General features: G+C 71.8%; 29 protein-coding genes. 16 read left to right on the top strand and 13 right to left on the bottom strand.

Going from position 1 to position 25800, the window contains the following annotated elements; translation table 11 throughout:
- Positions 1-49: 49 nt before the first annotated feature.
- Positions 50-262, bottom strand: coding sequence for a hypothetical protein (locus OG417_RS41475; protein WP_329241034.1), 213 nt, complete (start codon positions 260-262; stop codon positions 50-52).
- Positions 263-785: 523 nt separating this feature from the next.
- On the opposite strand from OG417_RS41475, the gene OG417_RS41470 reads away from it, so the two are divergent.
- Both OG417_RS41470 and OG417_RS41465 read left to right on the top strand, forming a co-directional pair.
- The gene (locus OG417_RS41470) at positions 786-1664 is read left to right on the top strand and encodes a universal stress protein (RefSeq protein ID WP_329241031.1); all 879 of its coding nucleotides are present in this window, start codon (positions 786-788) and stop codon (positions 1662-1664) included.
- A 115-nt stretch (positions 1665-1779) separates the two neighbouring features.
- Positions 1780-2751, top strand: coding sequence for an Acg family FMN-binding oxidoreductase (locus tag OG417_RS41465; RefSeq protein WP_329241028.1), 972 nt, complete (start codon positions 1780-1782; stop codon positions 2749-2751).
- 18 nt (positions 2752-2769) lie between these two features.
- On the opposite strand, the gene OG417_RS41460 is transcribed toward OG417_RS41465, so the two are convergent.
- Together OG417_RS41460 and OG417_RS41455 are read right to left on the bottom strand one after the other, a co-directional pair.
- The gene (locus OG417_RS41460) at positions 2770-3426 is read right to left on the bottom strand and encodes a response regulator (protein ID WP_285580394.1); all 657 of its coding nucleotides are present in this window, start codon (positions 3424-3426) and stop codon (positions 2770-2772) included.
- Positions 3427-3583: 157 nt separating this feature from the next.
- Complete coding sequence (locus OG417_RS41455; RefSeq protein ID WP_329241025.1) at positions 3584-4171, bottom strand: Rv1733c family protein; 588 nt, start codon at positions 4169-4171, stop codon at positions 3584-3586.
- Positions 4172-4424: 253 nt separating this feature from the next.
- Here OG417_RS41455 and OG417_RS41450 point away from each other — a divergent pair, with 253 nt between their 5' ends.
- Positions 4425-5291: a universal stress protein gene (locus OG417_RS41450; RefSeq protein WP_329241022.1), complete on the top strand. Its 867-nt coding sequence runs from the start codon at positions 4425-4427 to the stop codon at positions 5289-5291.
- 117 nt (positions 5292-5408) lie between these two features.
- Positions 5409-6125, top strand: coding sequence for a PIG-L family deacetylase (locus tag OG417_RS41445; RefSeq protein ID WP_329241019.1), 717 nt, complete (start codon positions 5409-5411; stop codon positions 6123-6125).
- Between the two features lie 164 nt (positions 6126-6289).
- On the opposite strand, the gene OG417_RS41440 is transcribed toward OG417_RS41445, so the two are convergent.
- Complete coding sequence (locus OG417_RS41440; RefSeq protein WP_329241016.1) at positions 6290-7042, bottom strand: HAD family hydrolase; 753 nt, start codon at positions 7040-7042, stop codon at positions 6290-6292.
- Positions 7043-7135: 93 nt separating this feature from the next.
- Positions 7136-7351 carry a V-type ATP synthase subunit F gene (locus tag OG417_RS41435; RefSeq protein WP_329241012.1) on the bottom strand — a complete coding sequence of 72 codons (216 nt, stop codon included), beginning with the start codon at positions 7349-7351 and terminating at the stop codon, positions 7136-7138.
- Positions 7352-7680: 329 nt separating this feature from the next.
- Between OG417_RS41435 and OG417_RS41430 the strand changes: the two genes are divergently transcribed.
- From OG417_RS41430 to OG417_RS41420, 3 genes are all read left to right on the top strand, one after another.
- A complete protein-coding gene (locus OG417_RS41430) occupies positions 7681-8475 on the top strand; it encodes a GAF domain-containing protein (RefSeq protein WP_329241009.1) in 795 nt (264 codons plus the stop codon).
- A gap of 59 nt (positions 8476-8534) precedes the next feature.
- On the top strand, positions 8535-8699 hold the full coding sequence (locus OG417_RS41425; RefSeq protein WP_329241006.1) for a hypothetical protein: 165 nt from the start codon (positions 8535-8537) through the stop codon (positions 8697-8699).
- A 133-nt stretch (positions 8700-8832) separates the two neighbouring features.
- Positions 8833-10299 carry an FAD-dependent monooxygenase gene (locus tag OG417_RS41420; RefSeq protein ID WP_329241003.1) on the top strand — a complete coding sequence of 489 codons (1467 nt, stop codon included), beginning with the start codon at positions 8833-8835 and terminating at the stop codon, positions 10297-10299.
- Between the two features lie 13 nt (positions 10300-10312).
- Here the strand turns inward: OG417_RS41420 and OG417_RS41415 are convergent, their stop codons facing one another.
- Entirely contained in the window at positions 10313-10498 is a 186-nt protein-coding gene (locus tag OG417_RS41415; RefSeq protein ID WP_329241002.1) for a hypothetical protein, read from the bottom strand.
- A gap of 158 nt (positions 10499-10656) precedes the next feature.
- Between OG417_RS41415 and OG417_RS41410 the strand changes: the two genes are divergently transcribed.
- Positions 10657-11358: a TetR/AcrR family transcriptional regulator gene (locus OG417_RS41410; protein WP_329241000.1), complete on the top strand. Its 702-nt coding sequence runs from the start codon at positions 10657-10659 to the stop codon at positions 11356-11358.
- 94 nt (positions 11359-11452) lie between these two features.
- On the opposite strand, the gene OG417_RS41405 is transcribed toward OG417_RS41410, so the two are convergent.
- From OG417_RS41405 to OG417_RS41385, 5 genes are all read right to left on the bottom strand, one after another.
- Positions 11453-13408 carry a S53 family peptidase gene (locus OG417_RS41405; RefSeq protein ID WP_329240998.1) on the bottom strand — a complete coding sequence of 652 codons (1956 nt, stop codon included), beginning with the start codon at positions 13406-13408 and terminating at the stop codon, positions 11453-11455.
- 373 nt (positions 13409-13781) lie between these two features.
- Positions 13782-14615, bottom strand: coding sequence for an SDR family NAD(P)-dependent oxidoreductase (locus OG417_RS41400; RefSeq protein ID WP_329240995.1), 834 nt, complete (start codon positions 14613-14615; stop codon positions 13782-13784).
- Positions 14612-15613 carry an AurF N-oxygenase family protein gene (locus tag OG417_RS41395; RefSeq protein ID WP_329240992.1) on the bottom strand — a complete coding sequence of 334 codons (1002 nt, stop codon included), beginning with the start codon at positions 15611-15613 and terminating at the stop codon, positions 14612-14614. Before OG417_RS41395 ends, OG417_RS41400 begins: the two co-directional genes overlap by 4 nt.
- A gap of 2 nt (positions 15614-15615) precedes the next feature.
- Entirely contained in the window at positions 15616-16266 is a 651-nt protein-coding gene (locus OG417_RS41390) for a TetR/AcrR family transcriptional regulator (protein ID WP_329240990.1), read from the bottom strand.
- A 175-nt stretch (positions 16267-16441) separates the two neighbouring features.
- Entirely contained in the window at positions 16442-17245 is an 804-nt protein-coding gene (locus OG417_RS41385) for a sulfite exporter TauE/SafE family protein (protein WP_329240987.1), read from the bottom strand.
- An 86-nt stretch (positions 17246-17331) separates the two neighbouring features.
- Between OG417_RS41385 and OG417_RS41380 the strand changes: the two genes are divergently transcribed.
- The 4 genes from OG417_RS41380 (at position 17332) to OG417_RS41370 (ending at position 19854) form a co-directional block, all read left to right on the top strand.
- Complete coding sequence (locus OG417_RS41380) at positions 17332-18096, top strand: AraC family transcriptional regulator (RefSeq protein WP_329240985.1); 765 nt, start codon at positions 17332-17334, stop codon at positions 18094-18096.
- 125 nt (positions 18097-18221) lie between these two features.
- The gene (locus tag OG417_RS41375; protein WP_329240983.1) at positions 18222-19037 is read left to right on the top strand and encodes a helix-turn-helix domain-containing protein; all 816 of its coding nucleotides are present in this window, start codon (positions 18222-18224) and stop codon (positions 19035-19037) included.
- Positions 19034-19204, top strand: coding sequence for a DUF397 domain-containing protein (locus OG417_RS54635; RefSeq protein ID WP_442875608.1), 171 nt, complete (start codon positions 19034-19036; stop codon positions 19202-19204). Before OG417_RS41375 ends, OG417_RS54635 begins: the two co-directional genes overlap by 4 nt.
- Positions 19201-19854: a 4a-hydroxytetrahydrobiopterin dehydratase gene (locus OG417_RS41370; protein ID WP_329240980.1), complete on the top strand. Its 654-nt coding sequence runs from the start codon at positions 19201-19203 to the stop codon at positions 19852-19854. Before OG417_RS54635 ends, OG417_RS41370 begins: the two co-directional genes overlap by 4 nt.
- A gap of 28 nt (positions 19855-19882) precedes the next feature.
- On the opposite strand, the gene OG417_RS41365 is transcribed toward OG417_RS41370, so the two are convergent.
- On the bottom strand, positions 19883-20545 hold the full coding sequence (locus tag OG417_RS41365; RefSeq protein WP_329240977.1) for a response regulator transcription factor: 663 nt from the start codon (positions 20543-20545) through the stop codon (positions 19883-19885).
- Positions 20542-22011 carry a sensor histidine kinase gene (locus tag OG417_RS41360; RefSeq protein ID WP_329240973.1) on the bottom strand — a complete coding sequence of 490 codons (1470 nt, stop codon included), beginning with the start codon at positions 22009-22011 and terminating at the stop codon, positions 20542-20544. Before OG417_RS41360 ends, OG417_RS41365 begins: the two co-directional genes overlap by 4 nt.
- A 172-nt stretch (positions 22012-22183) precedes the next feature.
- Between OG417_RS41360 and OG417_RS41355 the strand changes: the two genes are divergently transcribed.
- Genes OG417_RS41355 through OG417_RS41340 form a run of 4 tightly spaced genes read left to right on the top strand, consistent with a single transcriptional unit; the run spans position 22184 to position 25700 of the window.
- Positions 22184-22699: a hypothetical protein gene (locus OG417_RS41355; RefSeq protein WP_329240971.1), complete on the top strand. Its 516-nt coding sequence runs from the start codon at positions 22184-22186 to the stop codon at positions 22697-22699.
- A gap of 1 nt (position 22700) precedes the next feature.
- Entirely contained in the window at positions 22701-23834 is a 1134-nt protein-coding gene (locus tag OG417_RS41350) for a peptidoglycan-binding domain-containing protein (protein ID WP_329240969.1), read from the top strand.
- The gene (locus OG417_RS41345; RefSeq protein ID WP_329240967.1) at positions 23821-24486 is read left to right on the top strand and encodes an ABC transporter ATP-binding protein; all 666 of its coding nucleotides are present in this window, start codon (positions 23821-23823) and stop codon (positions 24484-24486) included. Before OG417_RS41350 ends, OG417_RS41345 begins: the two co-directional genes overlap by 14 nt.
- A complete protein-coding gene (locus OG417_RS41340) occupies positions 24483-25700 on the top strand; it encodes an ABC transporter permease (RefSeq protein WP_329240964.1) in 1218 nt (405 codons plus the stop codon). The genes OG417_RS41345 and OG417_RS41340 overlap by 4 nt, the downstream gene beginning before the upstream one ends.
- Positions 25701-25800: the final 100 nt, after the last annotated feature.

The raw sequence follows: 25800 nt of genomic DNA, 5'->3' as shown, positions 1-25800 counted from the left end.
TCGGGGCGAGGCCCCTCCGGTCGGTCACCGGGCGGGTGCGGTCAGACCGTCAGCACCAGTCCCAGCAGTCCCAGTCGCAGTCGTCGCAGCAGTCCCAGCCGCAGCCCCATCCCCACGCGGCGAGGCTGCCGAGATGCTGGGCGGTCGCCGGGGCGCTCATTGTGGCCGCGCCGGCAGGGGTCGCCGCACCCATCGTGAGTGCGGCCGCGCCCGCGAAGGCCGCACCGGAGATGGCTACCGCGAGTCGCTTCGAAATCGCCATGGAAACTACCTCCCTGGTTGGTACCGACGGCATGACGGGTCGTTGTCACACCAGGCGATTTGCGCCTTTTATGGCTCCATCGCCTAATTCAACATCACATGTCCGGTTCGTCAGGGGCAATACTGACTGCGGGTTGTATGCCACAACTTGACCACTATTGGAGTGGTATGTCGGGGCCGCTTTAGGCGCGGAAACGCCCTGGTGGCGACGGGTCACCGGGCCGGCGGCGGCGATCGGCGGTCACCGGATCCGAACCGCCGAGATGACGCGGGTGTTGGCCTCGCATGGTCCTTTCGTGGCCGGCCGGAGAAGTGGTGGCGACGGGCGGTCGAGGCCGCCGCCCCAAGGGACCATCGGCGCGTGCGTGGGACCTTACGGCCCTGAGTACGACGGCGATGCCGCGCCTGAGATGGAGATGTCAGAGCGCCGTGAGGGGCCGGGCCGTACAACGCCCTGAGAGCCCGTACGAGGCCGTGGGGCCGGGGGCGCGGGGCCGGGCCGTCAGAGGCCGGGAGGGACGCTCATGCATCCGATCATCGTGGGCGCGGACGGCTCGCGGGACAGCCTGCGGGCGGTCGGCTGGGCCGCCGGCGAGGCGGCCCTGCGCGGAGCACCGCTGCGGATCGTGCACGCCGTCGCGCCCTGGCTGTACGACCGCGACGTGGACTCGCGCCTGGTGTCCGTGCGCGAGTGGCTCCTCGCCGGGGGTCAGGAGGTCGTCGGGGCGGCGGTCGAGGCCGCGCGGGCACGTGCGCCGGACCTCGACGTCGACGGCGGGATGGTCCCGGCGGGAGCGTCCCGCGCCCTGATCGAACGGGCGCGCGACGCCTCGCTCGTCGTGGTCGGCAGCCGCGGCGCGGGCTCGGTCGCCGGCCTGCTGCTCGGGTCGACCGCGCTGCAGGTCGTCACGCACGCGCCCGTGCCGACCGTCGTCGTACGCCACGTCGAGCCCGTCGACCGCGGGGAGATCGCCGTCGGCGTCGACGGGCCGCTGGGGGATCCGGCGCTGGCCTTCGCGTTCGAGGAGGCCGGCCTCCGCGGGACGCGCCTGCGAGCCGTCCATGTCTGGTCCGACCCCGGCGCGGTGGGCCTCGGCGGGATGACGCCGCTGGTCTACGACATCGACATGATCGGCGCCGAGCACAAGCGCCGGCTGAACGACGCGCTCGCGGTCTGGCGGGACAAGTTCCCCGACGTGGAGGTGGTCACCGAGGTCGTCCACGGCCGCCCGGTGCGGATCCTGTCCGGGGTTTCCGCGCGCTGCGACCTTCTCGTGGTGGGCACGCGGGGTCGCGGCGGGTTCGCCGGCCTCATCCTCGGCTCGGTCAGCCACGGCCTGCTGCACCACGCCCACTGTCCGCTGGCCGTCGTGCCGTCCGGCGGTGGCCGGACCACCCGGTGACCCCGGGGTGACGCCTGAGCGTGCCGCAGGTCCCCGTTCGCCGGGACCTTCGTCTCTGCACGGGCCGGGTGCCCGGATGGTGCGCTGAAGACCTACGGAGGGACCAGGAGCGTACATGGATACCGTCGAGACGCCGCGCGCCGACGAGATCGCGCACCATCTCGTCGACGCTGCGGTGTGGGCACCGTCGGTGTACGACACCCGGCCGTGGCGGTTCGGCACCCGCGGTTCGACCGTCACCGTGCACACCGACCCCGAACGCCGGCTGGAGGTGGCCGATCCGGACGGCCGCGAGACGATGATCAGCTGTGGCGCGGCGCTCTACACCCTGCGCCTGGCCATGCGGGATCTCGGCCGGATACCCCAGGTGCGCATACTGCCCGACCCGGACCGGCCCGACCTGATCGCCGAGGTCGGCGTCGGCGGCGAGCGGCCCGCCACCGCCGAGGAGCGCCAGATGTACGCCCAGATCCGGCACCGGCACACGCACACCGGCGGGTTCCGGCCGGGCGGGCTGCCCATCGGCCTGCTCCAGGCCCTGCGCACCCACGCCTACTGCGAGCAGGTGTCGCTGCGCATCGTCGCCGACCCCCGCGCGCGGATCGCCCTGGCGGCGTTGACCGAGGCCGCCGAGCAGGTGCAGCGGCAGAACCCGGCGTACGCCGCGGAGGTGGCCCGCCTGGCCCCGCCGCCCGGCGGCGCGCCCGAGGAGACCTGCCCGAGCGAGTCGGCCCACCTGGAGGCGGACTTCGCCGGCCGTGACTTCGCCCGCGGCCAGGGATGGGGCGGCGCCGGCAGCGAGAACCGGGACGCGACGGGCGTCGTGGCGGTCCTGCTGACGGACGGCGACACGCGCGTCGACCGGCTGCGCGCCGGGCAGGCGCTCCAGCGGATCCTGCTCTGCGCCGCGGAGTACGAGGTGTCGGCCGCCTTCCACGGCCAGGCGCTGGAGTTGCCGGAGTTGCGGGAGTTCATCCGCACGCGGTTCTGCGACCGGGCCTACCCGCAGATGATCCTGCGGCTGGGGATCGCCCACGCGAACGTGGTGCGCCGGTCCGTCACCGAGCTGACGCGGGGCGAGTTGTGATCGAGCGTCCCGCGGCGATCATTCGTCCCGCGACCGGTCGCCCGCGGCCTTGAGCTGGGCGACGAACGCCGCGGCCTGCGTACGGCGGCGCATGTCGAGCTTGGTGAACAGGTTCGAGACGTAGTTCTTCACGGTCTTCTCGGCCAGGAAGAGCCGCTCGCCGATCTGGCGGTTCGTCAGCCCCTCGCCGATGAGCTCGAGGATCTGGCGCTCCTGGTCGGACAGGGTGGACAGCGGGTCCTTGCGGGTCTGGCGCTCGCGCAGGCGGTGCAGCATCTGCGCGGTGCTGTGCGGGTCGAGCAGCGACTGCCCGGAGGCGACCGTACGGACCGCCGCGACCAGGTCCGATCCGTGGATCTGCTTCAGGACGTACCCGGCGGCCCCGGCCATGACCGCGTCGAACAGGGCCTCCTCGTCGGAGAACGACGTCAGCATCAGGCACGCCAGGCCCGGCAGCCGGGAACGGATCTCCCGGCACACGCTCACCCCGTCGCCGTCGGGCAGCCGTACGTCCAGGACGGCGACGTCGGGCCGTACGGCGGGGATCCGGGCGATGGCGTGCGCGGCGGTGGCCGCCTCCCCGACGATCTCGATGTCGGATTCGGACTCGAGCAGCGCGGCGACACCGCGCCGGACCACTTCGTGGTCGTCGAGCAGGAAAACCCGGATCGTCATGGCCTGGCCTCGCCATCCGTGCGGGCCGGCGGGCGCCGGCCTGTGTCCTCACGTTAGGAGGCGTTCCTCGGATCACCGTGATACGAACGTCGGAGATCCTGCGGACCAAGGTCCCTTGCGAACACGCCGCGCCGTGCTCCCCGTGCGGGGCGGCGGGTCAGGGCAGGCCCGTCCAGCGCGGTGCCACGGCGGCCCACTCGCGCTCCCACAGCTCGAGCCGGCGGCGGTCCAGGCGGTGCTCGATGAGCATGCGGGCGGCGGAGAACAGCAGTGCGAGCAGCGTGAGAGCGGTCGTCGCCGCCATGATGCTGTCGGCGACCGTCTGGGAGTGCTTGCGCGGATGAGTGGTCAGCCGTCCGGTGCGATCGATCCAGATCGTGCGATGGACGCCGATCGCCTCGCCGCCCGTCGCCGGGACGACGGCGGTGTGGTAGCTGCCCGCCGGGTCGTGCCAGCCGATGCGGACGGTCTCATCCAGCACTCCGCGGGAGCCGGTCGGGGACGTGTCGACGACCACGGCCTCCACCCGCTGCCGGGTCTGCGCCTGCACCCGCTCGGCGCGCAGGCCCGCGCCGCCGGCCAGCCGGGCGGTCACGATCACCGAGAGCGGCGCGAGAATGACGAAGAGAAGGCCGAGAATGATCATTGCCCGGACGTGCGTGCGGTCGACCGGACGGCGCAACGGGTTGCCGTCGGGGCGCACGTAACGGATCACGCCCAGCAGCTTGATCGTGAAGGTTCGCATAGACACCTCCGTTACGGCCTTTATTCCGCAGACTAGGCGGTTCGACCCCTTCTCGGGAGGGGCGCTGGTCCCCGTGGACTCGGCCGAGGGTCCCGCAGGTCGCGGGCTTTGGCCTCTGACCTGCTTCTACCGGGTGCGATGGTATCGGTGCGGCGCGTGAGGGCGGGACAGGGCCGGGCGGGCCGGTCGCGGGGGACTTTCGGCCTCTTCTGGCGTGTCGCGGCCATCGCCACGCTGAAGAGGGGAGGGGGACATGGACCGGTTCGACGGATCGTACGTGCTGGTCGGCTTCGACGGGTCCGCGGTGAGCGAGCGGGCCCTGCGCTGGGCCGTCGACGAGGCGCGCCTGCGCCGCATGCCGCTGACCGTGTGCCACGCGTGGCACTGGCCGTACCCCGTCCCGCCCTCCGGCCCCCAGGCGGTGGAGACGGTGCGCAGGATGGCGCAGCACACCCTGGACCGGGGAGTCTTCATCGCCCAGGAGGCGTCCCCGCGTACGCCGGTACGCGGCCGGCTCGCCGACGGGCCGGCGCCGGCGATGCTGGTCAACCAGTCCAAGAACGCCTCACTCGCGGTGATCGGCACTCACGGCGCGGGCGCCTTCGCCGGGCTGGAGGCGGGTTCGTCCGCGGTCCAGCTGCCCTCGTACGCGCACTGCCCTGTCGTGGTCGTGCGGGGCACGCTCGACCGCAGCCGCCCGGTCATCGTGGGCGTGGACGGCTCGGCCGCCTCGGACGCCGCGCTCGCGTTCGGCTTCGAGGAGGCGGCGCTGCGGGGCCTGGCGCTGCGCGCGGTGTTCGGCTGCTGGGAGCCCGAGGCGATCGCCTCGGCCGAGATGTCGATGATCACCGACCCGGACGAGCTGCGGATGATGGCCGCGGGCCGCCTCGAACGGACCGTGTCGCCCTGGCGGGAGAAGTACCCGTACGTCGACGCGGACACGGTCCTGTCGCTGCGGACCCCGCGGCACGCGCTCCTGGAGGCGGCGGACTGCGCGGCGCTGATCGTGGTGGGCGGACGGGGGCTCGGCGGAGTCGCCGGCCTGCGCCTCGGCGCGGTCGCGGCGGCCGTGCTGCAGCACGCCCCGTGCTCGGTGGCGGTCGTACGGCCGCGGAGCTGACCTTCGGCGGCCCCGGACGGGTCCGGGGTCCCGCCGGGCGGGGACCTTCGCCGGTCACACCGCCGTCGCCGTACGGCGATGCTCGAAAAAGGGAGTAGGACAGGGGGCGCATCACCAATGACCGCGGATGCCGGAATGTGGCCGTCGGGAACACTCGGGCGGCTGCCGGACGCCAAGTGCGTCCTGGCCGTCGTGGCACGGCCGGGGGACGAGGCCTGTTACCTCGGCGCGGTGCTCGACGCCTTCCGCCGCAACGGCAGCCAGGTGAGCGTGCTCGCGATCAGCCGCGGGGACGCGTCACCGTACAACGACTCCATGGAGCGGCTCACCGCCGTCCGGCCGTACGAGTTCGACGCCGCCGCGAGCGCGCTGCGGGCGTCGCACTGCATGCTGGCCGACTATCCGGAGGCCGAGCTGCGGCGGCTGCCGGTCGCCCGCCTCGCCGAACGCGTGATCCGCATGGTGCGGGAGTGGCGCGTCGACCTGCTTCTCACGGTCGACGGACGCCTCGGCGACCGCATCGCCGCCTGCGTGGCCTGCCACGCGGGCCGTGAGCTCAACGTTCCCGTGCTCGGCTGGACGCTGCCGCACGACGTCGCCAAGGTCGTACGGGAGACGACGGGGCTGTCGGTGACCGGCGACGCGGACCTGCGGATCGACTTCGAGCTGCGGGTTCCCCGCAACGCCCAGCAGTACGCGATGCGCGCGCACGGCAGCCAGGCGCGCGGCGACGGCACGCATCTCGCCCGGCTGGCCGTCCAGGGCGACCGCGAATGGCTGCGCTGGCTGGTGCCCTGCGGGGACGTGGCGGAGAAGGAGAAAGGGCGCGCCTGATCGACCGCCGGATGCCCGGCGCCGGCCCGCCACCGTCAGCACAGGCATGTTCATTCCGGCCGCCAGCACTCGCATCTTGGCTTGCAGCCGTCACGCCGCAAGATCCGGCGTTCAACGCGGGCACGCCGGATCACCGGCCCGGTCGGGCCGCGTTCCTCCTCCGCTCAGGCGTAGGCGGCGTGGCGGCGGGGGCCGACGCCCAGCTCCGACAGGTCCGTCACGACGACGTCCGCGCCGTGTTCCCTCAGCCTTCCGCCCCCCAGGCGGTCGACGCCGACGACCAGGCCGAATCCGCCGCGCTTGGCCGCCGCCAGGGCCGCCGGCGACTCCTCGATGACCGCCGTGTGACGCGGCTCGGCGCCCAGCCGCAGCGCGGCCCGTACGAACAGGGCGGTGTCCGGGCAGAACGGAAGCCGCGTGCCCGGCGCGCGCAGGCCGTCCAGGACGATGTCGAACATGTCCACCACGCCGGCGTTTCTCAGGATCTCGGTGCCGTGCCGCTGCGTGCACACCGCCGCCGTGCGGATGCCGCGCCGGTGGGACTCCCGGATCAGCGTGACCGTGGAGGCGAACGGGCTCACCCCGTGCCGGTGGACCTCGCCGAGGAAGAACTCCTCGTGCCGGATCATCAGCCCCCGCAGGTCGTCGTAGGGCAGGTAGATGCCACGGGAGGCCAGGAAGTCCCGTGCCCCTGCCAGCCGTGGCTTGCCGTGCGTGTAACGCAGAAAGTCGGTCCGGACGTCGAACGGTACGAAGCCGGTCTCGTGGCTCGCCGCGTACGTGCGCAGGAAGGGGTCGAACACCGTCTTCCACGCTCCGGCCGACGTACGCGCGCTGTCGATCACCACGCCGTCCACTCCGAAGATCACCGCTGTTATGTCGCCGCTGAGTTCACACTCCCCGGATCTCATGTGCATGGCCCGCTCACCTCATTCCCCCGCTGGGCCTGTCTCCTAGTCTTCCCGCCGCGCCGGGGCGGCGACCGCGCGGGGGCCCGGAATCTGGCCTGCTCACGGCGGCATCACCGCCGTGAGCGGCCACGACGCCGTCCGGCCGGCCAGGGTCCGTGCCGCGCGCGAGGTCAGCACTACGACGGCGACGTCATCGCCCAGCGACCGCCAGGCGGCGAGTACGGCCTCGGGCTCCTCGGCGGGAATGACGATCGCCCCCGCGAGACCGAACTCAAGGACTTTTCCGCGTTCCCCGATAATCGCGATCTTCGCCATTTCCCGCCTTTCCGAACGAGGACTGCCGGAGGAGGAGAGCGCCGGCGGCGACACGCCGATCGCGACGGGCCCAGCGCATGTGAACCATGGTCGGTGGTGAAGGCCGGTCCGGGGCAGGGCCGCACGGAAGTCGGCTAGAGGACCTTCGCCCCGGTTCGCCCCGGCGGCCCCGCGCGGCCCGCCTCGTCCTGCGGCCGGTGAGCCGCCGTGGTCGCGGGACCTTCGCCCCGACTCCGGCATACCGGTAAGGGGCGACCGGAATGGTGGTGACGTCCCGCATATATCCCGTCGGCGCGCGGAGTTCGTCGATGATCCTTTAGTGTGCGTGCGTGCGCATTCCCCCCAGACGACGGCTTTACATCACCACGACCATCGGCGTCGCGTCCGTGGCCCTGGTGGCGATCTCCGGGGCCGAGGCGGGCGACGCCGGCCCGTGGAAGCCGTGGTGGATCGCGCTCGGCGTGGTGATGAGCGTCGTCGGCGCGGCGGTGCCCGGCTACGAGCAGATCCGCAAGGAACGCCAGCGCAAGACCGCCGAGCAGGCGTCCATCGACGCCGCCGTCGAGATGCGTGTCACGATCAACGACGCGCTCGACCCGATCGTGCGCCAGCTGGGACGCATCGCGACCGCCACCAACCGCCAGGAGCGGGGGAACCTGCGGGAGGCGACCGTCCCCATGGTCCTCGGCTCGGCGGCGCAGCTGATCAAGGGCCGCCGCGTACGGGCCTGCCTGTTCCGCCTGGAGGACGGCAGCCCGAAGAAGCTCGTGCCCGCCCAGTACGCCGGGCGCGCGGACGCGCCCGTGACGGTCTTCACCGAGGGCACGGCCGAGGGCGACTCCGTCTTCGCGATGATCCAGCGCAACGAGCACGCGCACTCCGACGACGTCGACCGCGACCCGCCGGAGGGCTGGCACGGGTCGGCCGAGCACGGCTACCGGTCCTTCCTCGCCGTACCGGTCGTGGCCGGCCAGACGCCGTACGGCATGCTCACCGTGGACGCCATGAACGTCGGGGGAGTGAGCCGGTCCGACGTCCCGTTCGTCCGCCTGCTGGCGGGCCTGCTCGCCGACGCCCTCGCGTACGGAACGAACGACGAGGGGCTCCTGCGGCTCGTACGCTGAATCGGTTGACCTTTCGTCCGGCGTTCCGGACACTGACGGAAGAAAGGGGAGTGGGGGCTATGCCGGGCGACATCGTGGTGCAGGACTCCGACGATCGGTCGGAGCGGATGATCAAGGATCCGGGCCGCTACTTCGCCGAGGCGCGCGAGCGTGCCGAACGCGAGATCCGGCACGAGGCCGAGGTGCGCAAAGACGCTTCCGGCCACGACGAGCCGGGCGAGTAACCGCTCGGAGGCCGTCCGCGGCCGGGCGGCGAGGCCGGAAGACACCGCCGAGGTGCGAAGGGCCCGTTTCGGGGGAAGGTCGTTGTCAGTCACACACGGTTGACCGCTGGTGGCGACGACCCAGGGGGAACGCATGCGGCCCGACACAGACGTGCTCATCGTGGGCGGCGGGCCCACCGGCCTGATGCTGGCCGGCGACCTTGCCGCCGCCGGTGTCTCGTGCGCCATCCTCGAACGCCGCGACCAGGAGTCCAACCTCACGCGTGCCTTCGCCGTGCACGCGCGCAGCCTCGAACTGCTCGATGCCCGCGGGCTCGCCGGCGACCTCGTCGCGACGGGCGTGCCGGTGTCCAGCCTCGGCCCGTTCGGCCTGCGGTTCCTCTCCCTGCCGACCCGCTTCCCGTACGTGCTGATGACGCCGCAGTACGAGACCGAGCGCGTGCTCGCCGACCGCGCGCTCGCGGCCGGGGCGATGATCGTGCCGGGCGCCGAGGTGGTGGCGCTGCGCCAGGACGCCGAGGGCGTCGACGTGACCGTGCGCGAGGCCGGCGGCGCGACGCGCACGCTGCGGGCCCGCTACGCCGTGGGCACCGACGGTGTGCGCAGCACCGTACGCCGCGAGCTCGGCCTGCCGTTCCCCGGCCGGTCGGCGGTGCGCTCGGTGATGATCTGCGACGTCCGGCTCCTCGAGTCCCCGCCGGAGACGGTGACGGCGCGGGCCACCGGCGCGGGGTTCGTCTTCATCGCGCCGTTCAGCGACGGCTGGCACCGCGTCATCGCCTGGAACCGCCGCAACCAGCTCCCCGACACCGCACCGGTCGACTTCGAGGAGGTCCGCCGGGTCACCCGCGCGGTCCTCGGCAGCGACCTCGGCATGCACGACCCGCGCTGGATCTCGCGGTTCCACAGCGACGAACGCCAGGTGCCGCGCTACCGCGACCGCCGGATCTTCCTCGCCGGGGACGCCGCCCACGTGCACTCACCGGCCGGGGGCATGGGCATGAACACCGGCCTGCAGGACGCCGTCAACCTCGCCTGGAAGCTCGCCGCCGTGATCCAGGGCTGGGCGCCGGAGGGGCTGCTCGACACGTATCACGACGAGCGGTACCCGGTCGGCCGGCGTGTCCTGCGCACGAGCGGCACGATCCTGCGCGCGGCCCTCCTGCGCCCGCGCGTGCTGCGCCGGCTCCGCGACACCGCCCTGCGGGTCGTGTCGAGCCTGCGCCCGATCGCGCGGCGCATGGCGGGCGCGATCTCGATGATCGACCTCGCCTATCCGGCGCCGCGCGGCTCGCATCCCCTCGCCGGCCACCGCGCGCCGGACATCCCGCTGGCGGGCGACGCCCCCCGCAGGCTGTACCGCGCGCTGCGCCCCGGCCGCTTCCTGCTGGTCGTCCCACCCGGCACCGACGGCTCGGCGATCGCCGCCTGGCGCGATCGGGTCGACCTGGCCACCGCGGGCGGCCCGACCCGCACGACCGTCCTCGTACGCCCCGACGGCTACATCGCCTGGGCCGCGGACGGACCCGGCGCACGGACCGGCGTACGCACGGCGCTACGCCGGTGGTGCGGCCCCGCCACGGGACGCGTCGCGCACTGACGGTGTAGTCCGATCAGCCGGCGGAGGCGTCGTCGTCGGTGTAGTCGTCGCGCGGCTCGTGGTGAATCTCCTTGGTGGCGTCGTAGCGCCGGCCGACCGACTCGGCGGCGCGGTCGGACAGTTCCGATGCGGCGCCACGGTCGTTCCGGTCTTTCTGCTCCTCGGGCGCCTGGTCGTCGCGCCGGCCCTCGGTCTCCATCGGACTGCCTCCTCGTGCGTCGTCGTTCCTCGCGTCCGGCCCTACCCGGAACGAGCGCGTTCGATCATCGGCCGAGCGGTCGTGGACCGGACGCCACCGGCCGCCATGACCAAGAGCGGCGCTCTCGTTTCGTTGCGATGCTCTGTTATGGTCGAGGCATGAACGCGAGCCGTACGGCACGGGAACGGGTGCGCGCCGAGCTCATGGCGGAGATCACCGACATCGCCCGCAGGCACCTGGCCAAGGACGGCGCGGCCGGCCTGTCGTTGCGGGCCGTCGCCCGGGAGATGGGGATGGTCTCCTCGGCGATCTACCGCTACTACCCGAGCCGCGACGATCTGCTGACCGCACTGATCATCGACGGTTACAACGCCGCGGGCAGTGCGGTGAAGGAGGCCGAGGCCGCCCGCGACCGCGCGGACTTCCTGGGGCGCTGGCTCGCGCTCTGCCACGGCCTGCGCGACTGGGCCCTCGCGCATCCCCACGAGTACGCGCTGCTGTACGGCTCGCCCGTGCCCGGCTACCGCGCGCCGGAGGACACCATCGCCCCGGCGTCGACGTCCGCGGAGGTCTTCGGGCGGCTGGTCGGCGACGCCTTCCGCGCGGGCGTACTGGACCCGCCGGGCGGCTACCCGCCGGCGCCGGCGTCGTTCGCCGCCGACGCCGCCAGGATCAGAGAGGCGGTCATGCCCGGCGTGCCCGACGACGTCGTCGCCCGCGCGGCCACGGCCTGGCCGGGGCTGTTCGGCGCGGTGAGCTTCGAGCTGTTCGGGCAGTACAACAACGTCCTCTCCGACCTGACCGCGACCTTCGACTACGCGATGCGGGGCCTCGGCCGCTTCATCGGCCTGCCGGAGTGACACCGCGAGAAAAGGCGCGAACGAAAAGGCGCGGGGCCGGATGCGACAGGTCGTCGCACCCGGCCCCGCGCCGTTCGATGGAACGGGCTGTTCCCTACCGGAAGGACCGCATGTACGCGGCGGTCGGGCTGCCCACACCGGTGCCTCGGTCATAGCCCCGGACGGCGTTCAGCGCGTCCTGCGCCGGAATGCCCTTGTTCCCGGAGGTGACGAGGATGTACTGCAGCGGACCGGTCGCCGCGTACGGGTCGGTGTAGTTCGTACGGACGTACGCGACCGGGCTGTTCTCGCCGAGCGGCGTGTCGGTCACGTCGTGGTACGCCTTCGTGCCCGCCCGGAGGTAGATCGCCGGGTTGGCGAAGCCGATCGGCTGACGGCCCTGGGCCTGCTGGGCCAGCGCCTGCAGACCGGCGATGATCGGGCAGGACAGGCTCGTGCCGCCGACACGGCTCTCGGTGTAGCCGAACGAACCGTCCGAACGCTGGTTCCACTCCGGGTACCGGATGCCGGTGCCGGAGTCGCCCACCGCGGAGATGTCCGGAATGGTGCGCATCGGCTGCTTGGCCGTCGTGCCGTCCGGCAGGTTGGTGCTCTGCGACCGGGGCACGACGCCGCGCTGGTAGCCCGGCTGGGTGAACAGGTCGCTCGTACCGCCACCGCCGCCGGCCGAGTAGGTCGTCGGGTAGCTGCCGGGCGGCGGGTAGCTCCAGCTCTTGCCGTTCGCCGCGAGGCTGTCGTACTGGACGTTCCAGTGCGTCTCGAACTCGTAGTCGTTGTGCTTGCCGACCGCGAGGGTCGTGCCGCCGACCGCGGTCACCCACGGGTCGGAGACGGGCAGGTCGGCCTGACGCCTCGTCGAGGCCGCGTCGCCGTACCGGGCCTGGCACGGGGTGCCGGGCACCTCGTAGCCGCAGTCACCGGTGGAGAAGTAGAAGCCGATGCCCTCGATCGCGCCCTGCTTGAAGATCGACTCTTCCGCGTTGATCATCGCCTGGGTGTAGTGCTCGGCGAGGTCGCCCCACGAGTTGCTGACGATGTCGGCCAGGTGGTTGTCGACGATGTTCGTGAGCGCGTCGTCCAGGCCGTCGGCGCAGTTCTGGCCGCCGACGTAGACGACGTTGGCCTTGGGCGCCATGGCGTGCACGGCGGTGACGTCCAGCGCCTCCTCGCCGTACCAGCCGGCCGCGCCGCACTCGTCGACGAGGTCGAAGGTCGACGGCAGCACCTCACGGTACTGGCCCTTGGCGAACGCCGGGCTGCCGTACTTCTTGGAGAACTGGTTGGAGACCTCCTCCATCTTCGGCGCGGCGTAGGCGTCGACGATCGCGACCGTCACGCCCTTGCCGGTCAGCCCGCTCGCGGTGGAGCCGTACGCGCCGCGCAGCTGCTGGGGGAGGAGGCCGCACATCGCCCGCGACTGGTGCTTGCCGTACGCGGTCGGCTTGTCCGTCGCGACCTTCTGGTTCCAGTACTGGGCGCAGGGCTCGGCGACGTTGTAGTTCGGCTCCGGCGGGGGCAGCGTGTCGCCGTGCGTGCGCAGGTGCTTGCCGGTGTCCAGACCGGTCACCGTGAGAACCGAGGACGCCACCGAGTCGGGGACGGTGGCGTTGCTCTCCGGCGCGCGGGCGACCGTGCCCTGAGCCGCGTAGTTGCGGAACTCGGTGCCGAACGCCTTCGTCGCCTTGTCCACGTGACCGGTCACGTGGAGGTAGTGGCTGTTGGAGCCGGCGAGGTCGACGTACAGGCCCGAGCTGCGGATCCACGAGGTGACAGCGTTGATCTGCTGCCGGCTCGCCCCGAAGCGCTGGTTGAACTGCTGCGGGGTGAGGTACTTGCCGTACAGCGCGTTACCCGGCGTGGAGACGGCCAGAGCGTAGGCGTCGAGTCCCTTGGGGTCGCGGCCGGTCAGCCAGACCTTCACGTCGACCCGCTGCTTGCTGTCGGTCTTGCCGCGGTCGACGGAAGAGGCAGCCCACGTGGGCTTGGTCCCCGCCACCGTATGCCGGTCGCTCGCCTGCGCTGTGCCGGTAGCCGAGAGAGTCGCTGCCACGAGCGGCAGTGCCACGGCTGCGGCTGTCAGAGCGCGACGGCGTCGTCCGTCTCGTGACATCCACCAGTCCTTTCGTCAGCGGCGCATAAGGCCGCGACGAGAGGATTTCGGTGCTCTTAACGTGAAGCAATAGTCGTTATGAAAAAGATGCAAAAATCGGGAACTGAGGGCCAGAAGTGGACATCTCGGTGTGAGCTTGAGCACGGGGAGATTGGGTCATTTTTTCGCCATATCGATTGACGGAACGGAACCGATGGTTCCTCGTCCGTGACTTCTCGCCCGGCCACGCCGATCTGCCAGGTGCGGCTAACGCCGCCGCGGCCCCGGCGACGCGGCGGCGTGAACCAGGTGGCAGAAGGGCGCGGGCCGTCGGTCAGTGACTCTGCGTGCCGTTGCCCGCCGGGCCGAGGCGGCCGATGCTGCGGCCCGCGATCCGTACGGCGCCTTCGGGCGACATGCGGACACCACGCCAGGCGGCGCGGGCCGAGGCCGGGGCGACGATCAGCGCCTGGTTCTTCTCCACGCCGCGCAGCACGTCGCGGGCCAGCGCCTCGGGGGTGTACAGGCGCCGCTGCACCTTCAGCGCCGCCTCGCGTGCGTGGGTTCCCGCCTCGGTGGCCGGCAGGTCCGGGTTGGCGTTGTCGAGCAGGGGGGTGTCCACGAAGCCGGGGCAGATCACGCTCACCCGTACGCCCGAGGCCGCCGCCTCGGCGCGCAGGGCGAGGCTCAGGCCGACCACCGCGTGCTTGGTCGTGGTGTAGGGCAGCATCAGCGGCGCCGGCACCAGGCCCGCGAGCGAGGCGGTGTTGACGATGTGCCCGTGCCCCTGCTTCAGCAGGATCGGGTACGCCGCGTGCACCCCGTGGATGACGCCGCGCAGGTTCACGTCCAGGGTCTTGTTCCAGTGGTCGAGGGTGAGCTCGTCGGTACGGCCGCCGACCGCGATGCCGGCGTTGTTGAAGACCAGGTCGAGCCGTCCGTGCCGCTCGGCGACGTCGCCGTACAGCGCGGCGACCTGCTCGGCGTCGGTCACGTCGAGCGCGGCGGCCTCGGCCTTGCCCCGTTCGGACAGGCGCGCGGCGACCTTCTCCGCGCGTTCCTTGTCGAGGTCGGCGACGACGACGCTGTCACCCCGCAGGACGAGAGCGGTCGCGATGGCGCGGCCGATGCCGGAGGCGCCACCCGTGATGACGGCGATGCGGGTCACTTCGCCGCCTTTCTCGTCTTCTTCTGCTGCGGTTCGTCCCAGAGGCCGACGGCCTGCCAGAGCCGGCGGCTGACGCCGTCGACCATGCCGATCTCGGCGGCGAGTTCGCGGACCTTGGCGACGCAGTTCTTCATCTCGCCCTTCCAGGCGTCGTTCTTGCCGTACGCCTCGCGGATGACGTCCTTGGGAATGCCGAAGTGGCGCACCATCGTGCCGGGTGGCGCGAGCATGATGCGCGCCATGAGGCCGAGGATCAGCGGGGACATAACGCCGAGCGCCTTGCGGCGTACCGGGTTGATGCGCGGCACCCGGTGCTTGAGGTAGTGCCGGGCGAAGGAGATGTGCCGCGCCTCCTCCGCGATGTGGATGCGCAGGATCTTGTCCTGCAGCGGGTGCCTGATGTGACCGCCCTTGATGCTCTGCCGCTGGAAGTAGTCGATCGGATCCTCACCGCCGAGCACGAACACGAAGAACAGCTCGGTGGAGATCCGCGGGATGTGCGGCGCGACCTGCGCGAGGATGTCGAGGCTGCGCGGCATGCCTTTGATCGGCATTCCCGTACGGTTGACGAACTCCTGGAACATCATCGCGTGATGGCATTCCTCGGTCGTCTCGTGCAGGACGTACCGGAACTCGGGGGAGCCGTTCGGCAGCTTGTACGCGTAGGCGAGCAGGCCGCGCTTGAGCAGGTTCTCGAACTGCAGGCCGATCTTCATCATCGTCGCGACGCGCCACAGCCCGATCTGGGCCTGGATGTGCTCCGGCTGGCCGCGGTACCACTCGGTGGCGCCGAGCCGGTCGATCGGCGGCAGGATCCAGCGGGGGTCGTCCGGGTCGACCTTGAAGTCGGGGTCCTCCCACGGGATGTCGGCGTACGCCTCCCAGTGCTTGTCCACGGAGGCCTTCGACAGGCGCTGGATGACGCCGACGTAGGCCTTGCGGTCCTGGACCTTCTCGCGGACTTCCTCGTCCAGCGTCGTGCTCGTCGGATTGGGCATTGTCACTCCCCTGAGTCGGCCGGGATGAGCAGACGGGCGAAGCTCTTGAGCTGTGTCAGTACCGCCGCCTGGTGTCCGTGGGCGTCGTCGTCCAGGGAGTTCTGCAGCGTCAGGCCGATCATCGTGGCGAACAGCGTGCGGATCACCGTGTTCGCGGCCTGCGCGTCCAGCGACGTGGGGAACAGCCGGTTGAACGTCTCGAGGATCACCTGCACCACGCGCTCGTTGATGTCGAGGCTGAGCTCCCGCAGGGTCTCGTCGGTCCGCGCGGCCATGGCGAGCTCCATGAGTGCGAGCGAGGGCGCCTGCCGGAAGGTCTCCCAGAGCAGGTCGAGCGCCCCTTCGACGTTGCGCCGGCCGTCGGGCAGCTCGGCGAACGCGCGCTCGTACGCGAGGCGCTGGCGTTCGAGGAGATGCTCGAGGGCGGCGGCGACCAGCAGCATCTTGGTGGGGTAGTGGTGCTGCTGCGCCCCGCGCGACACACCCGCGCGCCGGGCGACCTCGGTGGTCGACGTGCCCGACCAGCCCAGCTCGGCGAGACACTCCATGGTGGCGTCGAGCAACCGCCCCTGGGTCTCGGCGCGCCGCTCCTCCTGCGTACGGGAAGCCGCGTGCCGGTGCTGGCCGTGACGTCGGCGACTGCTTACTGACACGCCTCCGACGGTAGGCGCGACAAAACATGCAATCAAGCCTGCTTGTATGTTGCCCGGATCACAATTGGACACAGAGTCCAGCAGTCTCATGCCCAACGGAGGGCCGCGGCTGTCAGATCGCGGTCGTGTCCCATGCGGTTCAGAGACATGGGCGGTGGCCGGACCAGCCCGGATCTCACGGCGCGGCGACCATCGCGGCGGTGACGATGATCAGAAGCGTGAGATAGCTCCAGGCGTGCAGGCCGTCGGGAATCCGTGGTGGCCGGCGGCGCAGGACGAGGATGATCGGAAGCGCGCCGATGAGAAGAGCGGCCGCGGCGCCGAGGTCGACCGAGCCGAGGAGGAAGACCGCCGCGGAGGCGTCGAGCCGCGTGCCCTCGAGGAGGAAGACGCCCAGCGCGGGTGCCGCGATGGCGAACGTGAGCGGGTTGGCCAGGGATGTCGCCGTGCGCATGCCGTGCCCGGAGCGGCGTAGCAACGGGACCGTCATGACGCTGCCGCCGACGCCGACGAACGCCGCGATCGCGCCGATGGGCATGCCGAGCGCGGCGGGGATGCCGGCGGCCGCGCCTCGCTGACCCGACCGTGCGGTCGCGTACCGACGGAGGAACCCGGGGCGCGCGAGCAGATCGATGATCGTGGCGGCGAGGTACGCCACGAACACCCAGTGGACGGCCGGGCCGGAAGCCCATCGAGCGGCCAGCGCTCCGCCGACGCCGCCGACGAAGAGGAGGAGCAGGAGTGCCTTGCTGCGGCGCAGCAATCCCACGGTGCCCCGGTCGGTCGCCGCTGTCGCGACTCCCGCGTTGACGACCATCACCACGGTGGACGTGGCGACGGCGACGTGGGCCGCGTCGGCCCCGAGGCCCGCGTCGGCCCACACGATCACCGGGACGGTCACGAAGCCGCCGCCGAAACCGAACAACACCGTGGTCAGACCCGTGACGAGCCCGATCACCACCAGCACGAAGACGTTCACGGTCCATCAGTCCAGCAGGGCCTCGCTTGGGCAGGCAATCGAAGCCCGACCATCTTCCTTCGAGACTCGGCCTTTAGGCTCGATGCGTGAGGAACGTGCCGATCGACTCCGTCGACGGAGCCGCGCGAACCGTGTTGCCCATCGGAACGGACTACGTCCCGGGGCACCTCCTGGACTGGCATGAGCATCGGCGGGCGCAGTTCCTGTACGGCGCGACGGGCGTGATGATCGTGGAGACCGCCGACGGGACGTGGACGGTGCCGACCGAGCGCGCCGTCCTCATCCCGGCCCGGACCCGACACCGCGTCCGCATGCTGGAGGTGAGCACCCGGAGCCTCTACATCGAGCCGGACGCCGTGCCATGGTGGCCGCGGGCGTGCACGGTCGTCGAGGTCACGCCGCTGTTGCGCGAACTCCTGCTCGCCGCGGTGGACTTCGACGCCGACTACGATCTCGCGGGCCGCGAGGGCACGATCGCAGCACTCCTGCTGCATGAGATCGCGTCGCTGGGGTCGTTGCCGCTCCACGTCGACCTGCCCTCGACGCCGGCGCTCGCCGAGCTGTGCCGCGAATACCTCGCCCGTCCCGACGTCCGGCTGACCAACCGGGATTGGGCACGCCGCCTCGCGATGAGCGAACGCGCCTTCACCCGGCGCTTCCACCGCGAGCTGGGAACCAGCCCGGCCGCCTGGCGGACCCGCGCCAGGCTCGTGGCCGCGATACCCCTCCTACGCGAACACACGGTCACCCAGGTCGCGGTCCGGCTCGGCTATTCCTCACCGGCGTCGTTCACCGCCGCCTTCTCCCGCACCTTCGGAATCGCTCCATCCGCCTTGGTGATAAATCGCTAGTATCGCAATTGGCGGATCATGTGCAATAAGAAAGGTCTCCGGAGCTGTCGATTGCTCGATCGGGAGCGCATTTTTCGGTCTACATTCGATCGAGTCGAAAGTGGTCGATAACGATGGAGGTCGCCATGCTGGTCAGCAGAGATCTTGTAAATCCGAAACACTCCCTCTGGCACTTCCTGGCCTACGAGCTACGGTACGAGCGCCAGCGGCGCGGTCTCTCGCTCAACCAGATGGGGAGGATCATCAGCGCCGCCCCCTCGACGGTGTCCAACATCGAGGCCGGCCGCCGGAAGATCGACGACAGGCAGGCCTACACCCTCGACCGTACGTGGGAATCCGGCTATCTCTTCCAACTCCTGCTCTGGTACGCCCGCACGGCCCACAATCCCGACTGGTTCCGTCAGTACAGCAACTATGAAGCCGAGGCTCTCGCGATCAAGATCTACCACGGCCAGGCGATCCCCGGCCCGTTGCAGACAGACGAGTACATCCGCGCGCTGCTGGCGATGATCGACCCGAAGAACTTCGACACGGCGGTGGCCGAACGGATCGCTCGTAAGGAGGGCATCTTCGGCCGTGAGGATCCACCGTATGTCTGGGCGCTGATGGACGAGAGCGTCTTGGCCCTTCCCGTGGGCGGAGCGAAGGTAATGAAGGCGCAACTGGAGCACCTCCTCCAGCTTTCCCGCTCGCCTTACGTGAGCGTGCGGGTCATCTCCACGTCATCCGGGCCGCACCTCGGCATCGATGGCCCGTTCCAGGTCATCAGCTTGGAAGCGCGGGACGTGGCCTACTCCGGAGCTCAGAACGGTGGACGCCTGATCGAGGGGACCGGCGAGGTCAAGGAGTTCGCAGTAAAGTTCGACTGTATCGGCGCGAAAGCCGCATCTGAGGATGGTTCGCGCGCCATCATCGAGCAGTATCTGGAGAGATACACATGATCCCCCAATGGCGTAAGAGTTCCCGTAGCGGCGGCATCAGTGACCAGGCGTGCGTCGAGGTGGCGTGGGTGTCCGAAACGATGCGGCTCAGTCGTGGCGAGAGCGTCCCCGTGGAGCGCCCGTCGCGTCTCTCCCCTTCTGACTCGCCTGCGACGGCGCGCGGATGACGAGGCTGACCGGGCGGCAGATCGCCGACGAGGAGCTTGCCGGGTGGGCCTATCTGCTCGGTGGCCTGCAGGCACGCATTCACACCGGTGACTTCGCGACCGGGCTGGCGGTGGTCAACGCCATCGGTGCGGCGGCCGAGGAGATGAACCATCACCCCGACCTCGACCTGCGCTACAGCCACGTCGACGTCCGCCTGACGAGCCACGACGCGCGTGGGGTCACCGGCCGCGACGTTCGGCTGGCCCGGACGATCTCCTCGATCGCGGCCGGCGCGGGCGCGCGAGTGGAGTCCGTGGACGTCTCGCGGCTCGAACTCGCCCTCGACACCCCGGCCCGCGAGAAGATCCTCCCGTTCTGGGCGGCGGTGCTGGCGATGGAGCACCTGTCCGGGCCCGGTTTCGGTGACGAACTCCGCGATCCGTCCGATGGCCTGCCGGCCGTCTGGTTCCAGGAGTCCGGCAGCGAGGAGCCCCGCCAGCGCTGGCATCCGGACGTGTGGGTGGATCCCGCGCAGGCCCGGCCGCGCATCGACGCGGCGCTCGCCGCCGGCGGCACGCTGGTCAGCGACGCGGAGGCGCCGAGCTACTGGGTACTCGCCGATCCCGAAGGCAACCGGGTCTGCCTGTGCACCTGGCAGGAGCGCGACTGAGACAGAACGTCCGCGGAGACCGCCCGGTTCAAGCGCCGTCGTCCAGCAGGGCGTCGTCCAGTGACACGACGCCCTGCTGGAGACCGAAGATCGCCGCCTGGGTGCGGTCCTGGAGGCGGAGCTTGGTCAGCACGGCCGAGACGTAGGACTTCACCGTCTCCTCGCTGATCGACATGCTGCGGGCGATCTCCCGGTTGGACCGCCCGCGCGCCAGCTTCGCGAGCACCTCGCGCTCCCGGCGGGACAACACGCCCAGCGGCCCGTCGTCCGGGCCTTCGCGGACGCGCTGCACCAGCGAGGCCGCGACTCCCGGGTCCAGCACGCTCCCGCCCGTCGCGGCGGCCCGTACCGCCTCCACCACCTGGCCGGTCGCCGCGGTCTTGGACAGGTAGGACAGCGCCCCGGCCCGTACCGCCTCCAGCGCCCGGTCCTCCGCCAGGAACGAGGTGAGCACGATCACCGCGGCGCGCACCGGCGGCTCTCGCAGTGCGCGCAGTACGCCCAGGCCGTCCAGACCCGGCATGACCAGGTCGAGCAGCACCACGTCCGGGTCGAGGCGCCGGACCGCGGTGACCGCCGAACGACCGTCGGCGCACTCCCCGACGACTTCGATGTCCGGTTTCTGGTCGAGCACGAAGCGCAGCCCCTGCCGGACCACCTCGTGGTCGTCCACGATGAGCACCCGGATCACGCCGCCACCTCCGGTATCCGCGCCCGTACCACCGTGCCCTGCCCCGGTGCGCTCACCACCTGGAACGTGCCGCCGAGCTCGGTCACCCGGTCGCGCATCAGCCCGAGCCCCATGCCGTGCCGCTCGCCGGCCCGCGCCGGGTCGAAGCCGCGGCCGTCGTCGCGGACCACGACCTCCACCCGGCCGCCGTCGCCGGTCAGGCTCAGCTCGATCGTCTCGGCGTCGCCGTGCCGGGTGGCGTTGCCGAGGGCCTCCTGCACCAGCCGCAGGACCGCGTGCTCGGCCTCCGGCCGCAGTCGCACCGGCCCGACGTCGGTGGTGACGCGGACGCCGAGCCGCGCCTCGTACGCCCGGCAGAGCTGTTCGAGCGCGGGCACGAGCCCGGCGTCCTCCAGGTCGATCGGCCGCAGTTCGAGGAGCATGGCCCGCATCTCCCGCATGGTGCGCCCGACGGTGCGCTCCAGCGACTCCGCCTGGCAGCGCAACTCGCCGTCGGCGATCGCCTCACGCAGCCCGCCCGCCAGCAGGTTGACCGAGAACAGGTCCTGTGACACCGAATCGTGCAGCTCACGCGCGATGCGGGTGCGCTCCGCCTGCCGGGCCGCGGCCCGTTCCGCGCGTACGGCCGCGGCCAGCCGCTCGGCCATCCGGTTGAACCCGTCCTCCAGCCGGCCGACCTCGTCGCCGCCGGACACCGGGATCCGGGCCGACAGGTCGCCGTCGGCCATCGACGTGATCCCGGCCACGAGCCGCCGGATCCGCTGGATCAGCCGTCCGGTGCTCAACAGCCCGAACAGCGCGCCCATCGGCACGAGCAACCCCAGAATGATCAAACCGGGCAACAGCACGCCGCCCACGCCGCCGAACGTGGTGTCGACCGCGGCCGCCGGATCACGCCCGCTCTTCACGACGGTGCCGGAGAGCGGACGCTGGAGGTAGACGACGCCGATGACCTGGGCGCCGACATGCTGCGACCCGTCGGGACGGTATGCCGTGATCGGCGCGATCGCCCAGTCGACGGGCCGGTGCGGGTCCTTGGTGGTGCCCGAGCGGGGCGTCGCCCCGGCGATGCTCACCGGCAACGTGGAGCCGGGGCGAGGCGAGGCCGAGCCGCCCACGACCTCGCCGCCCGGCGTGGCCACCAGTTCCGTCTCACCCGCCACGCCGGCGCGGGAGGAGGCGAACCGCTGCCGCGCCACCATGACGAGCAGTTTCCGATCGCCGAGCCGGGACCGGCCGGCGAGCCGCTCCGCCGCCGCGCTCAGCGTCGCTCCCTCGGTCTCGGCCCGCTGCATGACCGCGTCGGTCGCCGACTGGCCGACGACGAACTTCACCTTCCGGTCCGCCGACCGCAGCCGGGGCACGAAGATCGCGAGGAGCACCGCCTCGACCGCGAGTACGACCACCGTGGACAGGGCCACGTACGAGACGGCCATCCGGAAGCGCAGACCTGACCGAGAGAACATCTCCACCGCCTGAACGTCCGCCGCGAACCGGACCATGAAACCACGCGTCGACCGGCCCGCCGGCCGAATGCTTTCAGGCCGGGACGCGGTCACGGTGCCCCCGAAAGTGGTGGTGCGAGTCGCCACATTCGGGGGGAGCCCGGAGCAGGGCGTCCGCCCGACCATCAACGGCATGACACTTCGGATGGCTCTCGCCGGTCTGGCACTGGCGTCGCTGCTCACCGGATGCGGCGGCGGCCACGCCCACTCCGCCTCGTCCACCCCCGCCACGTCCGGCACGCAGGGGGGCGCACGCGGGAACGACGCGGCGCTCTGGCGGCAGCTCGCCGCCTGCCTGCGCCGGCACGGTGTGCCGGACTTTCCCGACCCGGTCCAGGATCCCAGCGGCAGCTGGGGCCCGCCGGCGAACACCCGCAAACCGCCCCAGTCGGCGATGACCGCCTGCAAGTCGATCGCGAACCGGCTGCCGGGCCGCCGCCCCGCGGCCTCCGCGGCGGACATGACGAAGCTGCGGCGGTTCGCCCAGTGCATGCGCGCGCACGGCTTGTCCGACTGGCCCGACCCGAAGGCGGACGGCAGCTTCGACCTGCCGCAGCGGCTGCGGGCGGGCAAGCAGGTCTTCAAGACACAGCTGGCGGCCTGCCGGCAGTACATGGCCGGCGGACAGATCATCATCTCGGGCGGCTGAGGTGAAGCGGAGACGCCAGGCGGCGGTCGCCGGGGGGCTCGTGCTGATCGGCGTGGCGGCCGTGTCGGGCCGGGCGCTGTTCGACGGGTCCGCCGCCGGCCCGGAGCCGGCGGCGACCGCCCCGGCCACGGCCGCCGCCCCGGTCACCCGTACCGATGTGGCCCAGCGCAGTCCGGCCAACGGCACGCTGGGCCACGCGGGCGCCTACGACCTCGTCGCGGCCGGGCAGGGCACGATCACCCGGCTACCGGCGGTCGGCCAGGTGGTCAGGCGGGGCGACGCCGCGTACGAGGTCGACGGGCGACGGGTACCGCTGCTGTACGGGACACGGGCCGTGTGGCGGACCTTCCGGCTGGGGATGAGCGACGGTTCGGACGTCCGGCAACTGGAGACCAACCTCGCGGCCCTCGGTTACGGAGACGCGCTGACCGTGGACGGACACTTCTCGTACGCGACGTACTGGGCCGTACGCCGTTGGCAGGACGACGCACACCTGCCGGTGACCGGGACCGTGCCGCTCGGCCAGATCGCGTTCGCCCCCGGCGCCGTGCGGATCACCGGGCGGGACGTCAAGGCCGGGACTCCGGTGCATCCCGGGCTGCTCGTCGTGCACGGCAGCAGCGACCGCCGGGTGGTGACCGTCCAGCTGTCCCCCGCCGACACCCCCAAGGTCCACGTCGGCGACGACGCCATCGTCACGCTTCCGGACGGCACCTCACGCCGGGGCACGGTCACCGCCGTCAGCGCGGTCGCGTCCTCGTCCGGCAACGGCGACTCCGGGGCGTCCGGCGGTTCGCCGGGCGGCGGCTCGTCCGGCGGTTCGTCCGGCGGCGGCTCACAGTCGGTGGTGCCGGCGACGGTCACCGTCGACGGCGCGTTGCACGGTTACCTCGACCAGGCGCAGGTACAGGTGGAGATCACCTCGGACGAGCACAAGAACGTCCTCGCGGTGCCGATCGTCGCGTTGCGCGCGCTGCCCGGCGGCCGGTACGAGGTCGTCGTGGTGGACGGCGCGACGCGTCGCCACGTGCCGGTCGAGACCGGCCTGTTCGACGAGACGAACGGAGTGGTCGAGGTCTCCGGCGCGGGGCTGACCGAGGGCGCGCACGTGGAGGTGCCCGGTGCCGGTTCTTGAGCTGCGCGAGGTGCGCAAGACCTATCCGGGCGAGCCGCCCGTCGAATCCGTGAAGGGCATCGACCTGACCGTCGAGCCGGGGGAGATGCTCGCGGTACGGGGCGCGTCCGGCTCGGGAAAGTCGACGCTCCTGCACCTGATGGCGGGCCTGGACCGGCCGACCAGCGGCTCGGTGCGCATCGACGGACGCCCGGTCGAGGGCCTGGGCGACCGGCGGCTCGCCGGGCTGCGGGCGCATCGGGTCGGCGTGGTGTTCCAGCAGTTCTTCCTGCTGGAAGCGCTGACCGCGCTGGACAACGTCGCCGCCGGGCTGCTGTACCGGGGCGTCCCGGTCGCCCGCAGGAGGCGGGCCGCGGCCGAGGCGCTCACCCGGGTCGGCCTGGCCCACCGGATGCGGCACCGCGTCACCAGGATGTCCGGCGGGGAACGCCAGCGCGTCGCCATCGCCCGCGCCGTCGTCGGACGTCCCGCGATCGTGTTCGCCGACGAGCCGACCGGCAACCTCGATTCGGGCACCGAGAAGGAGATCATGGACTTGTTGCGCGAGCTGAACGACGACGGCACCACCCTCGTCGTTGTCACGCACGACGAGGAGGTCGCCGCGGCGTGCCGCCGCTCGATCGAGATCCGCGACGGCCGGGTGGTGCGGTGAACCGCGCACGCACAGGCGGCGCCGCGACGGCCGACCGGAGCGTCCTGCGCCCCCGGGACCTGCTGCCGACCAGCACGCTGGGGCTGCGATCCCGGCGGATGCGGGCGGTCCTGTCCGCGCTCGGCATCTCGATCGGCATCGCTTCCCTGGTCGCCGTGCTCGGCGTCACCCGCTCCAGCCAGTCCGCCCTGCTGGCCCAGATCGACCGGCTCGGCACCAACCTGCTCACCGTGGCGAACGGGCAGGGCCTGAGCGGCGGTGAGGCGGCGCTGCCGGCCACCGCGTCCCCCATGATCCGCCAGATCCGGTACGTGGAGAGCGTCGCGCCCACCGCCCAGCTCACCGGCGCCGACGTGTTCCGTAACGACCATGTGCCGGCCGGGCAGACCGGCGGCCTCGCGGTACGCGCCTGCGACCGGACCCTGCCGGTCACGCTCGGCGGCACCGTGCTGGCCGGGCGGTTCCTGGACGGCGGCCCCTATCCGGTCACCGTCCTGGGCCACGATGCCGCCGCCACTCTGGGGGTCACGGACGTCGGCCCTGGCAGCCGGGTCTGGCTGGGCGGCCACTGGTTCACCGTCGCCGGGATCCTGCGGCCCTTCCCGCTCGCCCCGGAGATCGACCGGTCGGCGCTGGTGTCCTTCGCGGCGGCCGCCCGGCTGCTCGGCTACGACGGCCACCCGAGCCGGATCTACGTACGGACGGACCCGGAGCACGTGCCCGAGGCGGCCGGTCTGCTCGCCGCCACCGCCGACCCGGCGCAGCCGTACCAGGTGAACGTCTCCCGGCCGTCCGACGCGCTCACCGCCCGGCTCGCCGTCAAGCAGGCCGACAACTCCCTGTTCCTCGGCCTCGGCGGGATCGCCCTGCTCGTCGGCGCGATCGGCATCGCGAACGTGATGGTGATCGCGGTGCTGGAGCGGCGTTCGGAGATCGGCCTGCGCCGGGCGCTCGGGGCGACGCGAACGCACATCGCCGCGCAGTTCCTCACCGAGTCGCTGGTGCTGTCCACACTGGGCGGCCTCGCCGGCCTGGCCATCGGCGTCGGCGTGACCGCCGGGATGGCGTACGCGCACGGCTGGGACATGGCCGTCCCGGCACAGGCACTGTGGGGCGGCGCGGGGATCGCACTGGTGGTCGGCGCGATCGCCGGACTCTACCCCGCCCGGCGCGCGGCCCGCCTGTCACCCACGGACGCCTTGCGCACCGCGTGAACCGCCGCACAGCGGTCCGATGGTGAGGACGGGGTACGGACGGGCCCGCTCGCCCGTACGGCCCACTCGTGCCGGCCACCGCCTCGACCGTGGCGGCGTG

The organism is Actinoallomurus sp. NBC_01490, assembly GCF_036227085.1.
GTDB lineage: Bacteria > Actinomycetota > Actinomycetes > Streptosporangiales > Streptosporangiaceae > Actinoallomurus > Actinoallomurus oryzae.
This window is presented reverse-complemented; position numbering and strand designations above follow the sequence as displayed.